The 15,540-nt window shown below is 64.4% G+C and carries 17 protein-coding genes; 6 read left to right on the top strand and 11 right to left on the bottom strand.

From position 1 onward, the window contains the following. Positions 1 to 94 precede the first annotated feature (94 nt). The 3 genes from HDG33_RS11195 (at position 95) to HDG33_RS11205 (ending at position 2,504) form a co-directional block, all read left to right on the top strand. Entirely contained in the window at positions 95 to 319 is a 225-nt protein-coding gene (locus HDG33_RS11195; RefSeq protein ID WP_184025876.1) for a cysteine-rich CWC family protein, read from the top strand. A gap of 335 nt (positions 320 to 654) precedes the next feature. After that, on the top strand, positions 655 to 1,965 hold the full coding sequence (locus HDG33_RS11200; RefSeq protein WP_184025879.1) for an ATP-binding protein: 1,311 nt from the start codon (positions 655 to 657) through the stop codon (positions 1,963 to 1,965). Continuing rightward, a complete protein-coding gene (locus HDG33_RS11205) occupies positions 1,962 to 2,504 on the top strand; it encodes a response regulator transcription factor (RefSeq protein ID WP_184025882.1) in 543 nt (180 codons plus the stop codon). The genes HDG33_RS11200 and HDG33_RS11205 overlap by 4 nt, the downstream gene beginning before the upstream one ends. A gap of 133 nt (positions 2,505 to 2,637) precedes the next feature. Here HDG33_RS11205 and hslU read toward each other — a convergent pair whose 3' ends face one another. The 11 genes from hslU to HDG33_RS11260 all read right to left on the bottom strand — a co-directional run bounded on the left by hslU (position 2,638) and on the right by HDG33_RS11260 (position 12,673). After that, positions 2,638 to 3,984, bottom strand: coding sequence for an ATP-dependent protease ATPase subunit HslU (hslU, locus tag HDG33_RS11210; protein WP_090802203.1), 1,347 nt, complete (start codon positions 3,982 to 3,984; stop codon positions 2,638 to 2,640). A gap of 10 nt (positions 3,985 to 3,994) precedes the next feature. Beyond that, positions 3,995 to 4,531, bottom strand: coding sequence for an ATP-dependent protease subunit HslV (hslV, locus tag HDG33_RS11215; RefSeq protein ID WP_184025885.1), 537 nt, complete (start codon positions 4,529 to 4,531; stop codon positions 3,995 to 3,997). 339 nt (positions 4,532 to 4,870) lie between these two features. Further along, positions 4,871 to 5,290, bottom strand: a complete 420-nt coding sequence (dksA, locus tag HDG33_RS11220; protein WP_090802202.1) for an RNA polymerase-binding protein DksA — start codon at positions 5,288 to 5,290, stop codon at positions 4,871 to 4,873. A 682-nt stretch (positions 5,291 to 5,972) separates the two neighbouring features. Beyond that, positions 5,973 to 7,073, bottom strand: coding sequence for a GTP-binding protein (locus HDG33_RS11225; RefSeq protein ID WP_184025888.1), 1,101 nt, complete (start codon positions 7,071 to 7,073; stop codon positions 5,973 to 5,975). A 191-nt stretch (positions 7,074 to 7,264) separates the two neighbouring features. Continuing rightward, complete coding sequence (locus HDG33_RS11230) at positions 7,265 to 8,467, bottom strand: class I SAM-dependent rRNA methyltransferase (protein ID WP_090802199.1); 1,203 nt, start codon at positions 8,465 to 8,467, stop codon at positions 7,265 to 7,267. A gap of 61 nt (positions 8,468 to 8,528) precedes the next feature. Next, the gene (gene xerC, locus HDG33_RS11235; protein WP_184025891.1) at positions 8,529 to 9,452 is read right to left on the bottom strand and encodes a tyrosine recombinase XerC; all 924 of its coding nucleotides are present in this window, start codon (positions 9,450 to 9,452) and stop codon (positions 8,529 to 8,531) included. A 28-nt stretch (positions 9,453 to 9,480) separates the two neighbouring features. Beyond that, positions 9,481 to 10,239: a DUF484 family protein gene (locus HDG33_RS11240; protein WP_184025894.1), complete on the bottom strand. Its 759-nt coding sequence runs from the start codon at positions 10,237 to 10,239 to the stop codon at positions 9,481 to 9,483. A 57-nt stretch (positions 10,240 to 10,296) separates the two neighbouring features. After that, positions 10,297 to 11,232 (bottom strand): diaminopimelate epimerase, encoded by a 936-nt coding sequence (dapF, locus tag HDG33_RS11245; RefSeq protein WP_184025897.1) that lies wholly within the window; start codon positions 11,230 to 11,232, stop codon positions 10,297 to 10,299. A gap of 289 nt (positions 11,233 to 11,521) precedes the next feature. Continuing rightward, positions 11,522 to 11,992: a DNA-binding transcriptional regulator gene (locus HDG33_RS11250; RefSeq protein WP_184025900.1), complete on the bottom strand. Its 471-nt coding sequence runs from the start codon at positions 11,990 to 11,992 to the stop codon at positions 11,522 to 11,524. A gap of 28 nt (positions 11,993 to 12,020) precedes the next feature. Continuing rightward, on the bottom strand, positions 12,021 to 12,329 hold the full coding sequence (locus HDG33_RS11255; RefSeq protein WP_184025903.1) for a DUF4258 domain-containing protein: 309 nt from the start codon (positions 12,327 to 12,329) through the stop codon (positions 12,021 to 12,023). Positions 12,330 to 12,469: 140 nt separating this feature from the next. Next, entirely contained in the window at positions 12,470 to 12,673 is a 204-nt protein-coding gene (locus HDG33_RS11260; RefSeq protein ID WP_184025906.1) for a hypothetical protein, read from the bottom strand. A 308-nt stretch (positions 12,674 to 12,981) separates the two neighbouring features. Between HDG33_RS11260 and HDG33_RS36935 the strand changes: the two genes are divergently transcribed. From HDG33_RS36935 to HDG33_RS11275, 3 genes are read left to right on the top strand one after another with little or no spacing between them, the layout of a single operon-like run. Further along, entirely contained in the window at positions 12,982 to 14,031 is a 1,050-nt protein-coding gene (locus HDG33_RS36935) for a hypothetical protein (RefSeq protein WP_221311405.1), read from the top strand. Then, positions 14,021 to 14,461, top strand: a complete 441-nt coding sequence (locus HDG33_RS11270; RefSeq protein ID WP_184027167.1) for a DUF4279 domain-containing protein — start codon at positions 14,021 to 14,023, stop codon at positions 14,459 to 14,461. Before HDG33_RS36935 ends, HDG33_RS11270 begins: the two co-directional genes overlap by 11 nt. Before the next feature lie 23 nt (positions 14,462 to 14,484). After that, positions 14,485 to 15,465 (top strand): hypothetical protein, encoded by a 981-nt coding sequence (locus HDG33_RS11275; RefSeq protein ID WP_184025909.1) that lies wholly within the window; start codon positions 14,485 to 14,487, stop codon positions 15,463 to 15,465. Positions 15,466 to 15,540: the final 75 nt, after the last annotated feature.

Raw genomic sequence — 15,540 nt, forward strand, 5'->3', positions numbered from 1 at the left:
GCTGTGCATTGCCCGAACGGACGACTGCACCTGAGCGTGTCAGTCATGGCATCATGGCTTGATCAATGTCCCCGGCCCTGAGCGCCGATCTGCGATGAAATCGTCTCCCCCCCGCTCCGAACGCAGCGCACGCTGTCCGCGCTGCGGCAATGCTTTCGACTGCGGCATGCAGACTGATCCGTCCAACTGCTGGTGCCGCGCGCTGCCGCCGCTACCGGTCGAGCGGTTAAAGCCAGGCGGCCGGTGTCTGTGCCCGGAGTGTCTGGCCGCGGAGATTGCACAGGCGACACACGAGGCGAGTGAGCATGAGCGGCCGTGATGGTCGGATTTGCCCCGGGGCCGATCAGAAACCGCCGACGCGCGGCGATGCTGCGCCACCCGCGCCCGCAGATCGCGCACAATCGTTTCCAGCGCCGGCTCCCATTCGCCGAACCGCGGCTGCCGATCCGCGGCGATCGCGTCGGCGTGCCGGCTGGCCATCCGCAGCGTGTAGCCGGCGCGGAATTGTGCGACCGCGTTTCCCGGGTCGAGTGGGGCAATAATGGCGGGCGTCGTCGAGCGGGTGCAGTTTGGCCGCGGCGGCGAAGCAACGGGCTTCATCTGCCGCGGCGCCACTGGCTCGGGCCGCGGCGGCGTAACGGGTAGACTAGGGTCATGCACCGTATAACCAACACCGGCCGCGTCAATCTCGGTCATCTGTTCTGGCTGCGCAGCCTCGCGATCATCGGTCAGCTGCTGACGATCGCGTTCGTGCAGATCTTCATCGGCGCCAATCTGCCGTTGCCCGCGATGCTGCTCGTGATCGGGCTCGAAGTGCTGTTCAACGCGCTCACGTGGTGGCGCGTGTCGCAGCAGCGTCCCGAGTCCAACCTCGAGCTGTTCGGGCAGATCTGGGTCGATCTCGGGGCGTTGTCGGCGCTGCTGTTCCTGTCCGGCGGCACCACCAACCCGTTCGTGTCGCTGTACCTGCCATCGCTTGCGATCGCGGCGGCCGTGCTGCCGTGGTATCTGATGGCCTGGCTCGCGGCGTTCGCGGTCGCCTGCTACGCGATGCTCAGTTTCGATTCCGTGCCGCTCAATCTCGAGAATCCCGCCAACCTGTTCGACTACTACCGCTCAGGCATGTGGGTCAACTTCATGGTCAGCGTGGGGCTGATTGCGTGGTTCGTCGCGCGCATGTCCCGAGCGCTGCGGCTACGTGACGCAGCGCTTGGAGAAGCGCAGCAGCGCTTGCTCCACGACGAACGGGCGGTCGCGCTCGGCGTGCAGGCGGCCACCGTGGCCCACGAAATCGGCACCCCTCTGTCTACAATCGCGATGTTGTCCGAAGAATTGCGCGACGCGGCGCGGACCGACGCGGGACTCGCCCCCTACCGCGCCGATCTCGAGCTGCTCGAGCAGCAGATGATGTTGTGCACGTCGGCGCTCGCGCGGTTGCGCAGCCGCGCAACGACCACGACGAACCGCCAGCCGGTCGACGAATGGCTCGAATCATTTGCCGGGCAATGGCGCCTGCGCCATCCTCACGTGACGTTCGAGCGGCTTGGCACACCGCCCGCCGATGTCAGTCTCAACGACACGGTGGCCGTCAGCCAGATACTGACGATCCTGCTCGACAACGCCGCGCGCGCGAGCCGCGATCACGTGACACTGTCCTGCGTGCTCGCGCCACGCGGCGACCAGATCGTGTTCGAAGTGTGCGACCACGGTCCGGGCATTCCGGCCGCGCTGCGCGGCTCGCTCGGCGCGATGCCGGTGGAGAGCACGCAGGGCGGTCACGGCGTCGGCCTGTATCTGGCGTTTTCGGCGGCGGCGCGTCTGAAGGGATCGATCGAGCTGACCGACGCCAACGGCGGACGGCCGCGCGGCACGCGTGCGGTGCTGCGACTACCGCTCGCCGCGCGCAAGATTTCCGGAGCGAGCCCACATGGCGCTGCGCCATCCAACACGGAGAAACAGGCATGAGCGAAAAGAATTTTCTGGTGATCGACGACGACGAAGTGTTCTCCGGCATCCTCGCGCGCGGCTTGACGCGGCGCGGCTACACGGTGACCGAAGCACACAACGCGGACGAGGCGATCCGGCTCGCGAATCAGCAGAAGTTCAGCGAGATCACCGTGGACCTGCATCTCGGCAACGACTCCGGCCTGACGCTCGTCGCGCCGTTACGCGATCTGCAGCCCGATGCGCGCATGCTCGTGCTGACCGGCTACGCGAGCATCGCCACCGCGGTGCAGGCGGTCAAGGACGGCGCCGACAACTATCTCGCAAAGCCCGCCAACGTCGAGACGATCCTGTCGGCGCTGCAAAGCGAGGCGAGCGCGTTGCAGGCCGAGGAGGCGATCGAGCATCCGCAGCCGCTGTCGGTGGCGCGGCTCGAATGGGAGCATATCCAGCGTGTGCTCGCAGAACACAACGGCAATATCTCGGCGACCGCGCGCGCGTTGAACATGCATCGGCGCACGTTGCAGCGCAAGTTGGCGAAGCGGCCGGTGAAGCAGTAGGCGGCGATCTTCTGGCGCGGCGTTGGCTGTTCGAGGCGCCGCCGCGGGAAGGGCGGCACAAAACAAAACGGGCTGCCTATGCGAAGGCAGCCCGTTTTTCATACATCAGCGCTTCGCGCTGCCACCGCGCAAGTCAAAGCACGTAGCGCGACAGATCCTCGTCTTCGGCGATTTCGTTCAACGCGCTATCGACATACGCCGCGTCGATCTGCACTGCATGGCCCGAATGATTGCCGGCCGAGAACGACACTTCTTCGAGCAGTTTTTCAATCACCGTATAAAGACGCCGCGCGCCGATGTTCTCGGTCTTCTCGTTGACCGAGTACGCAATCTCGGCGAGACGGCGGATGCCGTCGTCGGCGAATTCGAGGTGCACGTCTTCGGTCGCGAGCAGGGCCTGGTATTGCTTGACGAGGCTCGCGTCCGTCGACACGAGGATCGATTCGAAGTCGTTGACCGACAGCGAATCGAGCTCGACGCGAATCGGGAAGCGTCCCTGCAGCTCGGGAATCAGATCGCTCGGCTTCGCGAGATGAAACGCGCCGCTCGCGATGAACAGGATGTGATCGGTCTTCACCATGCCGTACTTGGTGTTGATCGTCGTGCCTTCGACGAGCGGCAGCAGATCGCGCTGCACACCCTGACGGGACACTTCACCGCCGCCCGCTTCGTTGCGCGACGCGATCTTGTCGATTTCGTCGAGGAACACGATGCCGTTCTGCTCGACGTTCTGCACCGCCTTGCTCTTCACCTCTTCGTCGTTCAGCATCTTGCCGGCTTCTTCGTCGGTGAGCACCTTCAGCGCTTCCTTGACCTTCATCTTGCGGCGCATCTTCTTGCCGCCGCCGATGTTGGCGAACATCGAGCGGATCTGCTCGGTCATGTCTTCCATGCCCGGCGGCCCCATGATGTCCATGCCGACCTGCGGCTGCTCGACGTCGAGCTCGATTTCCTTGTCGTCGAGCTGGCCTTCGCGCAGGCGCTTGCGGAACGTTTGACGCGTCGTGCTGCCTTCATCGGCGGTGTCGGTCGAGCTCGAGCTCGAACCGAAGCCGACCGGCCGTGCGGTTGGCAGCAGGATGTCGAGGATGCGGTCTTCGGCCAGATCGCCGGCCTTGGTCCGCACCTTGCGCATTTCGGTTTCGCGGGTCTGCTTGACCGAAATTTCGATCAGGTCGCGCACGATACTGTCGACGTCGCGGCCCACGTAGCCGACTTCGGTGAATTTGGTCGCTTCGATCTTGATGAACGGCGCGTCCGCGAGCTTCGCGAGACGCCGCGCGATTTCGGTCTTGCCGACGCCGGTCGGTCCGATCATCAGGATGTTCTTCGGCGTGATTTCCTGGCGCAGCGGTTCGTCGACCTGCTGACGGCGCCAGCGGTTGCGCAGCGCGACCGCCACGGCCTTCTTCGCGCGGCCTTGGCCGATGATGTGTTTGTCGAGTTCGGAGACGATCTCGGCGGGGGTCATGGTGCTCATCGATGGGTCCTTACTCGATCGTCTCAATGACGCGGTTATGGTTCGTGTAGATGCACATCTCGCCGGCGATTTCCAGCGACTTTTCCACGATGTCGCGCGGCGACAGCTCGGTGTTGTCGGCAAGCGCCTTCGCGGCCGCCTGCGCGTACGCACCGCCCGAGCCGATCGCACAGATGCCGCCTTCGGGATCGAGCACGTCGCCGTTGCCGGTGATGACGAGCGTGGTGGTCGCGTCCGCGGCGATCAGCATCGCCTCGAGACGACGCAGCATGCGGTCGGTGCGCCAGTCTTTCGCGAGCTCCACGGCCGCGCGGGTCAGATTGCCCTGATGTTTTTCCAGCTTCGCCTCGAAGCGGTCGAGCAGCGAGAAGGCATCCGCCGTGCCACCGGCGAAGCCGACCAGCACCTTGCCGTTGTAGATGCGCCGGACCTTCTTCGCGCCGCCTTTCATGACGATGTTGCCGAGCGTGACCTGGCCGTCGCCGCCGAGCGCCACCTTGTTGCCGCGGCGCACGGAAACGATCGTCGTGCCGTGAAATTGCTCCATATGCGTTCCTCTTTGCAAAACGGGTAGGACGCGGCAGCGCTGTGCGCTACCGCATGAATCCAGTCAGCGAACGGCGCGCCGGCTGGCGCGCTCGTGAGCGCATGTCCGATCTATTTTAGGGCGCGCGCGGTCATATCAAGATCCGCCGGAAGGCCTAGGACGAAAAACTGAAAATCCGCTCAGGGAGCCTGAGAAACGAGACGGGAAGGGACGGCGGGGCGGGACGGATGGCGGAGCATGCGCGGATGTCGCGCAAAAAGAAAAGGCGCACGGTTCACCGTGCGCCTCTCGACGAAGCAGCGTTTTCAGGGCGCTAAGCCGAAGCCGCGCCGCAGATAATCAGTCGCCGAACAGCTTCTGGCGCAGTTCGCGGCGCTCCTGGGCTTCGAGCGACAGCGTAGCCGTGGGCCGCGCGAGCAGACGCGGAATGCCGATCGGCTCGCCGGTTTCCTCGCACCAGCCATAGTCGCCCGCCTCGATTCGCGCGATCGATTGCTGCACCTTCTTCAGCAGCTTGCGTTCGCGGTCGCGCGTGCGCAGTTCGAGCGCATGCTCTTCCTCGATCGTGGCGCGATCGGCCGGGTCCGGCACGATGACCGTTTCGCGCAGGTTCTCGGTCGTCTGGCCGGCATTGCGGAGAATGTCCGCCTGCAACTGTTCGAGCCTGTTCTTGAAGAAGGCGAGCTGATCCGCATTCATGTAATCCTTGTCGCTCATCTTCAGGATTTCGGCTTCGGTCAAGAGTCGTTTCGTCGTCATCTGGCTTACTTCTTCAATGTGAGGCAAAACTCATAGGGCCCGCACTTTCGTATTGCCCGCAAACGCGTCGCGCGGACGCGCAGCGCAGGGTGGCCACGAACGTTGGACTGTCGTGACGCCGAAGCGCCTGGCGCCCACACACCGGGCGTTGCTAGCTACGCCGCTGCGGGGCCGAACTCCTCTGGAAACCGATTCACACATGCTCCTGAGGCATCGCTCGCCGACGAGCGCGTGCCTTTTCAGGCCGTGCCCGCCGGCGTTTTCGGCGTGTCTCCGGACAAGATTTTCCGGCGCCGTTTCAGGCCCGTCGCGGGATACGCGCGACCGGGCAATTCGTTGTCATTCTCCAGTGGGCACGTATTGTAACTGAATCACAATACGGCACCGCAACTGCTGAAAGCCGGCCTGCGGCGCTGCGATATCCCGAAAATATAACGCGCAGAAAGCCAAAAAGCGATGGTCGTCCACGCTTTAATACAGCAGGGTTTTCACGCGTTTTTCATATGGCCTGAATTCGAAAGGCCTCGGCGCCGCGGCGTCGCAGTTTCAGCAGAGGATTCACGCCCGCGCAGTCGGCGGCGGGCGTCTCACCGCACTAGAAGTAGCACGGCGCATGCCGCGCTGCGGGCGGCGCGTCGTGGGCTTGCTCCGAGGCTTGCTTGCGCGACGGCGCTGCGCCCGCTCAGGCGAGGCAGGCGTCGAGACCGTCGGTGATCAGATCGCGCGGCAGTTCGATGCCGATGAACACCATCTTGTTGGTCTTCTTCTCGGCCGGTTGCCATTTCGCGGCGAGGTCGCTGCCCATCATTTGATGCACGCCCTGGAACACGACCTTGCGATCGACGCCCTTCATGTACAGCACGCCCTTGTAGCGCAGCAGGTGCTCGCCATAGATCTGCAGGATGCCGCCGAGGAAGTCTTCGAGCTTGTTCGGATCGAACGGACGATCGCTGCGGTACACGAATGACTTGATCTTGTCGTCGTGATGCGCATGGTGGTGATGTCCGTGATCATGGCCTTCGTGATCGCAATGGCCATGGTCGTGATCGCAATTGGCGTGATCGTGGTCATGGTCGCCTTGCGTGTGGCCGTGCTCGTCGTGCGCGTGCGCGTGGCTATGCGCGTGTTCGTCTTCACTCAGGAAGTCCGGATCGATTTCGAGCTTCGAGTTCAGGTTGAAGCCGCGCAGATCGAAAATTTCCTTGATGTCCGCCTCGCCGAAATTGACGACCTTGATCGCCGCCTTCGGGTTCATGTGCAGCAGACGGTGGCGCAGATCGCCCACGTGCCGCTCGTCGACGAGATCGGCCTTCGTGATGAACAGCCGGTCCGCGAAACCGACCTGGCGCTGCACCACTTCGTGCTCGTCGAGCTGATGGTTCGCGTGCTTCGCGTCGACCAGCGTGATGATCGCGTCGAGCAGGAATTCGCTCGCGATCTGGTCGTCCATGAAGAAGGTTTGCGCGACCGGGCCCGGATTCGCGAGGCCGGTGGTTTCGATCACGACGCGGTCGAAGTCCACTTCGCCCGCCTGCTTCTTCGCGGCCAGCTCGTTGAGCACGCGCGACAGGTCGCCGCGAATCGTGCAGCAGATGCAGCCGTTGCTCATCTGGATGATCTGCTCGCTCGTGTCCTGCACGAGGATCTCGTTGTCGATGTTCTCTTCGCCGAACTCGTTCTCGATGACGGCAATCTTCATGCCGTGCTTTTCGTTCAGGATGCGCTTGAGCAGGGTGGTCTTGCCGCTGCCGAGAAAGCCGGTCAGGATGGTGACTGGAATCATGTGGGTCGCCTGTAAGTCGTGAAACGGTGCGTGATCGGACGCTAGCGCAAGGCTAGCCAGATGCGTTAGGCGGGCCGCCGCAGCCAGATGGCGCGGGCCCTGTCCAGCCGGTCATTGAAACATATTTGCCTGGCGGGCGCAGGGGCGGCCGTCAGCCGCCACCACGCGCAATCACCGGGAAATGAGGGCGATCAGGCGATTTGCAACAGCAGCCCCTTCAGATACTCGCCTTCGGGGAACGCAGTGAGCAGCGGATGATCGACGCCCGCGCCAAGGCGCTTCAGGATGCGTGCGTCGACGCGTGCGTCGGCGGCCGCGCCCGACACGATCTTCTGGAACAGCTCGGGATCGATCGCGCCCGAGCACGAGTACGTGAACAGCAAACCGCCCGGGCGCAGCAGCTTCAGGCCCGTCAGATTGATGTCCTTGTACGCGCGCGAGGCGCGGTCCACGTGCTCGCGCGATGGCGCGAATTTCGGCGGATCGAGCACGATCAGGTCGAAGCGTTCGCCTTCGTCGTAGAGGCGCCGCAATGTCTTGAACGCGTCGGCGTCGAGCCAGGTCGCGCGGTCGGCGTCGAAGCCGTTGGCCGCGACGTTCTGCTGCGCGAGCGCGAGCGCTTCACCCGACGAATCGACCGACACCACGCGCTTTGCGCCACCCCTGAGCGCCGCGAGCGAAAAGCCGCCGGTGTAGCAGAAGCAGTTCAGCACGTCGCGATCTTTCGCGAACTGCTGCACGAGCAGGCGGTTATCGCGCTGGTCGACATAGAAGCCGGTCTTGTGGCCGTTGCGCACGTCGACGTGATAGCGCACGCCGTTTTCGCTCGCGATCAGCTTCTCGGAAGGCGGCTCGCCCGCGAGCACGCCGGTGATCTGCTCGAGCCCTTCCTTCTGACGGATCGACACGTCCGAGCGCTCGTAGACGTTCGGGCAGCCGGTCGCGCCGACCAGCGCCGCGACGATCGCGTCCTTCCACGCTTCGACGCCGGCCGCCATGAACTGACAGACGATCTGGCTGCGCTGATCCGCGTCCTCGGCGACGTAGTAATCGACGATCAGGCCCGGCAGACCGTCCGCCTCGCCGAAGATCAGCCGCACGGCGCCGGTGTCGCGCACCATCGCCTGACGATGCGCGAACGCGCGCTGCACGCGGCGCTTGAAGAACGCGTGATCGATCGGCTCGGCTTCGTCGAAGCTCCAGACGCGCGCGCGGATCTGCGAGTGCGGGCTGTAGGCGGCGCGGGCGAGAAAGCGGCCATCGTGCGCGCGCACGAGCACGGTCGCACCGGGCGCGGGGCGGCCGTCGACGTGCTCGATCGCATTGGCATAAACCCACGGATGGCGGCGCAGCAGCGATTTTTCTTTCGACGGTTTGAGCGTAACGGTATTCATCAGGTGTAGGTAAAGTGCAAGCGAAGGCGGCGTGTCGTGGCGCGCGGCGTCAGTCGCGTGATCAGTTGCGTTTCTTTGCGCGAGGATGCGCGCTGTCGTAGACGTGGGCGAGGTGCTGGAAATCGAGGCCCGTGTAAACCTGCGTCGCGGTGATGCTCGCGTGGCCGAGCAGCTCCTGCACGGCGCGCAGGTCGCCGCTCGACTGCAGCACGTGCGTCGCGAACGAATGGCGCAGCACGTGCGGATGCACGTTGGCCGGAATGCCGGCGGCGAGCGCCGCGCGCTTCACGCGCTCGCGCACGACGTTCGGCGACAGCCGGTTGCCGCGCGCCGACAGGAACAGCGGATGCGGATCGTGGCGGACCATCGGTTCGCGCACCGCGAGCCATGCGTTCAGCGCCGCGACCGCCTTGCTGCCCACCGGCACGACGCGGCGCCGATTGCCTTTGCCGAGCACTTCGACTTCGCCGGAATCGAGTTTCAGCCAGCCGGCCGAGCGATAGCCGTCGACGTCGGCGAAACGCACGTCGAGGCCGACCAGTTCGGCGAGGCGCAGGCCCGACGAGTAGAACAGCTCGAGCATCGCGTGATCGCGCAGGCCTTCGGGCGAGTCGGCGGGCGGGCTGTCCATCAGGCGCGCGGTGTCGTCGACGGAAAGCGCCTTCGGCAGTATTTTCGCCTGCTTCGGCGCGCGCACCGCGGCGACCGGATTGGCCGGCAACTCGACGTGGCCCGCGAGCCAGCGATAAAACGCCCGCCATGCCGACAGCCGATGGCCGATCGACCGCGCGGTGAGACCGCCTGCATGCGCACGCGCGACGGCGCCGCGGATGTCGACGGCGGTGAGGCTTTCGAGCGCTCGGCCTTTGGCGAGCTGCTTCAGTTCCGCGAGCTCATGCGTGTAGCCGCGCAGCGTGTGCGCCGACAGCCGCCGCTCGTGCTCGAGATGCGACAGGTAGGTGGCGATCGGGTCGGCGGCGGTCACGGTACGCGGTGACGTTGCGTGGCGCGGCTCAGCGCGGCAGCAGCCGGCTCAGCGCGGCGCTCGCGAGCGCGCCGATCTGCGTGAGGAAATCGGTGGCCATGCCTTCGTGGAAGCGCCGCGGGTCGGATGAGCCCATCACGAGCAGGCCGAACGTCGGCGCGTCTTCGGCGCCTTCGGGGTCGCGCAGCGCGAGCAGCGCGATCGATTCGGTGCTCTGCGCCGTCCCGTTCGAGGCGACGCCGAGGTCGTCGGTCGCGCTCGTTGCCGCGCTTGCCGCCGGGTTGGTCGTCCCGTTGGACGCGACCGCAGCTTGCGCGAGCCATTGCGCGGCCTCGAAGCCGGTGTTCGCGCCGCAGTACGGCGTGCTCAGGCTGCCCGCGAAAATGCGCACTTCCTCGCTGACGTGGCGCGCGAAGTCCGCTTGCGCATACGGCTCGGCGACGTCCCACACGCGCAGTGCCGCTTGCGGCACGTCGAAGATGTCGCGCAGACCGCCGGCGATCGTGCGCGGCAGCGCGTAGGGATCGCGCTCGGCCATCACGCGGATGGTCCAGCGGTTGAATTTCGACGCGATGCTGTCGTTCTCGTGACCGTAGCGCAGCAGTTCGGCAAGACGCCGCTCCAGATGCTTGTTCTTGTCGCGCAGCATCTCCATCTGCCGCTCCTGCAGCGACACCGCGGCTTTGCCGTGCGGGTTCGCGAGCCGGATCGTCGCGAGCGCTTCCGCGTGTTCGACGAAGAATTCGGGATTGGCGAGCAGGTATTCGGCGACTTCGCGATCGTTCATGGTTTCGGCTAGAGGACTACGGGACGGCCGCCTCACGGCGGCGCGTCGGTCAATGAGTTAGACGGAGGGTGCCATGTCGGCCGGGCTGGACGGATTGTGCTGCGACGAGTGCGACGAGGCGCTCGACGCCTCTTCGGCCAACTCGATCTCCCCTTCGAAGACGGTGGCCGCGGGGCCGGCCATCAGCAGCGGCGCGCCTGGGTGCGCGCTGTCCCACGTGATGGTCAGATCGCCGCCGTGCGTATGTACGAGCACCGGCGAATCCAGCCGCCCGCGCCGGATGCCGGCCGCGACCGCCGCGCACGCGCCGGTGCCGCACGCGAGCGTTTCGCCCGCGCCGCGTTCGTAGACGCGCAGCCTGATCTCGTTGCGGTCGACGATCTGCATGAAGCCCGCGTTGACCCGCTGCGGGAAGCGCGTGTGCCGCTCGATGGCCGGACCTTCGACGAGCACCGGGAACACCTCGGCATCGTCGACGACCTGCACGGCGTGCGGATTGCCCATCGACACCACCGACATCCAGCGCGTCGTGCCGTTCACGTCGAGCGGCCAGAGCGTATCGGCGCCTTCGCGGCGGCCTTGCAGACCCTTGGTTGCGAACGGCACGAGTTCGGGATCGAACACGGGCGTACCCATGTCGACGATCACTTCGCCGTTGTCCTGCATCGTCAGCGTGATCGTGCCTTTCTGGACCTGCACGCGCACGCTGCGCTGGTCGGTGAGACCGCGCTCGCGCACGAACTTGACGAAGCAGCGCGCGCCGTTGCCGCAGTGTTCGACCTCGCCGCCGTCGCAATTGAAGATGCGATATCTGAAATCGACGCCTTCGACGGTCGGCTTTTCGACCAGCAGCAACTGGTCGGCGCCGACGCCGAAATGGCGGTTCGCCAACGCGCGCACCTGCGCCGTGGTTAGATCAACCGGTTGGGTATAGCCGTCGAGTACGACGAAGTCGTTGCCCGCGCCGTGCATTTTGGTGAATTTGAGCTTCACAAACCCTCTATGTTCCTTGTTACGTAAGGCTTTGCGCGATACTGATGGCGGACAATTTTGTTCTGGCTACCCACCTGGCTACCCATTTGGGCCGCGCTGGACTGATAGCGAATGATACACGCTGATACAAGGGAGGCAGGGAGAGAACGGGTGCGATCAGGCGAAAGAGACCGCGTTACAGATGCTCGTCGGAATAGTTCGGCTGAGGGGCGGCACTGTGCGGGAGATCGAGTCGGATATCGCACCCGGAAACGCTGTCTCGCGGGTCGCGGCGCAGACTGGTCAGGCGTTAGACGATCCCGCAATCGGCTGCTTCCTGTGGCTCAATCTTCGACGCCCATCCAGACCGTGCCTCTTTCATCACGATCCGCTGTTTCTCGGCGCGCTCGATCGCGTTGATTCGTTCGATAGCTGAAGCGATCGGCGCATTGCCCTCGGCGCGTGCGAGGTAAAGCAGCCGGATCAACTTGTCGGCCCACCGCGGCACCTTGCCGGACTTCTCCCACCGCGCGATCGCCTGCTCGTTGTTACCGAGCACCTTGGCAAGGCCCGATTGCGACTGCATCAGGCCGGCGCTGCGCACATAGCGAAACTCCGCGCCGGTCAATGGGGACGGCTTCTTCGCGAGCGCCAGGCAAATCGCGACGCCGAGCCCGTCCAGGTCGTTGATGGAGATCCCTTCGCCATATGGCGTCTTGTGCTGCTTGTAGCCGTTGACCAGCCACACGTTTTTAAGACCGCCGTCTGTGTAGTGGTACATATCCAACCCCTTGGATTCCTGCGTTGACTCAACCCTTTTTGACTTCCATGACAGTGATGACGGTCAGATCCGGCGCGGGATGCTCAACGAGCACTACCACGCCGACATTCACGCCAGAAACGTAGCGCTCCATGACACATCGAAGGCCAGCCGCTTTCATGTCAGGCTCGGGTTCGCGCGCAATGATGCCCTTGCGCAACGTCTCGAGCACCATCGGATCGTTGATTTTTCGGAGCCGCATTCGCTCGCGCGCGTGGTTGACGAAAACGATGTTCGCCGAGTCGTGCGCGCACTGCTGAATGTGTTTTTCGAGTTGTCGTTTCGACGGCTGTGCCACTCATCCACCTATCAAAATGATAGGCGAGACTATACCGAAGTTGTGCCAAAAACGGCGCGAAAAGTGATGGGGGCGAGCTCTTGCACCTTGGTTGCCGCTCCGGTATGGCTCCGGCCGATGGGCGGGTTGTAAGGACGTGGCTACGTTTTCGGGGGCTGGATCAGCGCCGCCAGTCGCCGGATCTCCAGCGCCATCGCCAGAAACCGGGCCGCCCAGCCGGGAACCGGCGTGGTGCCCTTGATCCATCGGCTCGGCGTGTTCTTGTCGACATCGGCCATGCGGCAGAAGTCCGATTGTTTCCAGCCGAGCTGGGCGAGGGCGGCTTCAAATTCAGCGGGTGTCATGGTTTCTCGCGGGCGCGTGAGAGTGGGTGTGCGGCGAGAATAGCACGTCTACCGTAAAGCGGAGATAATACGCGATAACGTCCGCAATTTTACATAACGTCCGTTATCACATTGTCGATGTGTGGATAAGTTTTGTCCGCTTTACGGGAAACTCGCGTCCGTGAACGCGTTTCGCGATCGGCCGATTTGCACAATTGTTAAGCACGCCGGGGCGCGCGAGTTATCCACAGCCGCGCAGACCTGAACAAACCTGAACATCCGCCGCGGCGAGCACGCTTCGCCATGCCGGGTGGGCGGCTCGACCGGGTATGCCCGCCAGCAATCGTCAAAAATTGTCATGTGCAGTTTCCCGCCCCTGTTCCGTGCTACGTATACCCGCCTCAGATCGACGCGGAGGAAACATGTCGTTTCCCGAATGGGGGTGTTCGTACAATGCGCTGCATGTGCCGTTGACGAGCGACTGGCAATGCGCGCTCGTGCCGGCTCGTGACGTGCAGGAGGTGGATCGCGGCTGGAAGCTCTCTTACGAGGAGCGCCAGAAAGCACGCAAGGAGCGCGAGGAGCAGATCGAACAGGACCAGCGGGACTTCGACCGGCTGTTCCGGGTTTCCACGCGCCGCCGCGATGCACGCGGCTGTAGTGACTTCAGCGCCTATGCCGCCTTTATCAGCGAGCACCTGGGCATCTCGTGCCTGGGCGCGCCGGTCGACGGCGAAGGCGTAACGCGTATTCTTCGCGACGCGGTGCGCGACGGCCGGCTCGTTCCTGCCATCAATCGAGCCTGGCGAGGTAGCCGGCGCGTTGCCCGGCCCTACGGGCCGCAGAGCTGGCCGAAGCGGGCACCGGACCCGAAGCCGACCGTCTACGGGGTGCGCAATGGCGAGTTCGTACCACTCGACGACTACGGGCGCTTTATCGATCGCACGCCATACGTTTTTTCGACGGTCGCGACCGCGAGCAAGGCCGCCAGTTCGAGCGGTGGGGCTGACTGGCTTGGCGCAGTAGCCGCGGTCGCAGGGGCTGCGCTCGGCGGGGCCGCGATGTTATCTGCCGGCGACGATGCAGGCCTGGGTGCTTTCGGCTCGGGTGGTTCGACGCCGCTCGGCGATGCGAAGCCGTTCGAGTACATTCCGGATACCGTAAGCGGTGACGTTCAAGAACTCGCCGCGAGAACCAATAGCCCGCGCTATGCGGCCAAGATGCTCGGCTACGATCAGAACACGTTTAGCGACATGCTCCACGTATTCAAACCGGCCAACGGACTCGGGCCTGCCGACAACGTGATTTTTCACGATGACGGAAATGTCGAATTCAATGGCCGAATGCTCGATGACAACATACACAACTATGCGCCCTGACGAGAAATCCGATCCCATCGCTCACGCGCTCGCACATGCGACGTTCATTATTTCCGGGGAGTCCGTGTCCCCACAGTTTTGGTCTGCCTACTTTGGCGTGCAGCCCAATCGCGAAATAACGAGGGGGCAGCCATTCAGGCTTCCGTCGGGTAAGTCAAGTCCGCTACCGGGCAAGCTCGGCCTGTGGGCCGTCGAGAGCAGGTCGGCGGTGCATAGCAACAGCCTTGGCCCGCACGTGAAATACCTCGTTGACCGCCTTGGCTTACCGCGCGCGAACTTGCGCGAGGTGGCAGCCGCACAGGGCGCGAAGGTCGCGCTGTGGTGCTACTGGATGAACGAGAGCGGCGACCGCGTACCCGACGTGCCCGACGATATCCGCGCGATGATGGAAGCGATGGGCGGCACGGTCGAAATTGACGAGTACCGCTAAAACGGGCACGAAGGAAGGAACAAGTGGCGATCGAAATTCATGCTGGAGCGGGCCGACCCTGCACGCTTTATGTGCGTGGGGAATACGAGGGCAAGCCAACGGATGATGTAGCGCTGGCTGGCGTCCAACTCATTGCATCCACTGCCCCTGAGGTCCTGGCGGGGGACTTGCAGCAACAGGCGAAGCTCGCTTATTTTCTGCGCGATGCCTGCGCAGCGTTTCACGTTGGCGATCACTCCCCTCTGCGAATCGGGCGCGCACTGCAACACGCGGTCGAGAGTGGCGATGTGATCGCAGTCGCGATAAACGAGCGCGCGGCGGTGGTCGAGCTTGATCGGGAGCGCACCGCGCGGCGACCGGAGCCGGGCGAGCGCAAACAGGCCGCTCTTGAATCCCTTGAGACCCAGCTCGAGGCGCTGACGGTCGAGGACGTCCAGCGCGCGTTGACTGCCGCGGTGGCCACCATGCCCGAGAACCAGCGCCGCGCTGCCGTTGACCACTGGCGTCTCGGGGCGCATTCCGAGGACAAGCTTTCTTTGCGACTTGCCGCGCTCTGGCATAAGGCCGTACAGACGGAGCGCGAAGGCTTTGCGGCCGAGATAGTGGAGAAGGCGCGCAAGACGGCAGCGGACCACCGGACGGATGCCCTCCAGCCGCACCTGGATCGCGAGCCGCGCTTATTCGGCAAGGCTGCATGGCAGGACAGGCGCGAGGATCTGGAACGGGTCGACCGCGTGAACGTCGCCCAGTATGAGCGGGTGAAGGAGGGCCGGTTTACGCCCGAGGAGACTGAGAGGCTAGATGTGGAAGCCGGCCGCCGCGCCGCCGAGAAGAACCCGAAGCAGGGAGAGATCGGCAAGCGCGCGCAGCACCGGGTAAAGGCGGCTGTGGAGCGGGGCAGGGTGGTGGACAGCAATCGACCCCACTGCGAGGCCCAACAGCAGCCTGAGCAGCGGCGCCAGCGGGAGCTTGACGGCCCGACGATGGACGGGCCGTCGCGCTAACCGCATCGCACGCGCCAGCCGGGTGCGTGGAGTTGCGTGAGGGCTGGCGGTTATTTCCGTCCGCCGCCTTTTATA

This window comes from Paraburkholderia sp. Cpub6, from assembly GCF_014201065.1.
Lineage (GTDB): Bacteria > Pseudomonadota > Gammaproteobacteria > Burkholderiales > Burkholderiaceae > Paraburkholderia > Paraburkholderia tuberum.

Excerpts from the sequence above, each read along its gene's own strand:
- HDG33_RS11250 (WP_184025900.1), bottom strand. The coding sequence starts at position 11,992 with ATGTACCACTACACAGACGGCGGTCTTAAAAACGTGTGGCTGGTCAAC.
- HDG33_RS11230 (WP_090802199.1), bottom strand. The coding sequence starts at position 8,467 with ATGAATACCGTTACGCTCAAACCGTCGAAAGAAAAATCGCTGCTGCGC.
- HDG33_RS36935 (WP_221311405.1), top strand. The coding sequence starts at position 12,982 with ATGCCCGCCAGCAATCGTCAAAAATTGTCATGTGCAGTTTCCCGCCCC.
- dksA (WP_090802202.1), bottom strand. The coding sequence starts at position 5,290 with ATGACGACGAAACGACTCTTGACCGAAGCCGAAATCCTGAAGATGAGC.
- HDG33_RS11270 (WP_184027167.1), top strand. The coding sequence starts at position 14,021 with ATGCGCCCTGACGAGAAATCCGATCCCATCGCTCACGCGCTCGCACAT.
- HDG33_RS11200 (WP_184025879.1), top strand. The coding sequence starts at position 655 with ATGCACCGTATAACCAACACCGGCCGCGTCAATCTCGGTCATCTGTTC.
- HDG33_RS11225 (WP_184025888.1), bottom strand. The coding sequence starts at position 7,073 with ATGATTCCAGTCACCATCCTGACCGGCTTTCTCGGCAGCGGCAAGACC.
- HDG33_RS11205 (WP_184025882.1), top strand. The coding sequence starts at position 1,962 with ATGAGCGAAAAGAATTTTCTGGTGATCGACGACGACGAAGTGTTCTCC.
- hslV (WP_184025885.1), bottom strand. The coding sequence starts at position 4,531 with ATGGAGCAATTTCACGGCACGACGATCGTTTCCGTGCGCCGCGGCAAC.
- HDG33_RS11240 (WP_184025894.1), bottom strand. The coding sequence starts at position 10,239 with ATGAACGATCGCGAAGTCGCCGAATACCTGCTCGCCAATCCCGAATTC.
- HDG33_RS11195 (WP_184025876.1), top strand. The coding sequence starts at position 95 with ATGAAATCGTCTCCCCCCCGCTCCGAACGCAGCGCACGCTGTCCGCGC.
- hslU (WP_090802203.1), bottom strand. The coding sequence starts at position 3,984 with ATGAGCACCATGACCCCCGCCGAGATCGTCTCCGAACTCGACAAACAC.
- HDG33_RS11260 (WP_184025906.1), bottom strand. The coding sequence starts at position 12,673 with ATGACACCCGCTGAATTTGAAGCCGCCCTCGCCCAGCTCGGCTGGAAA.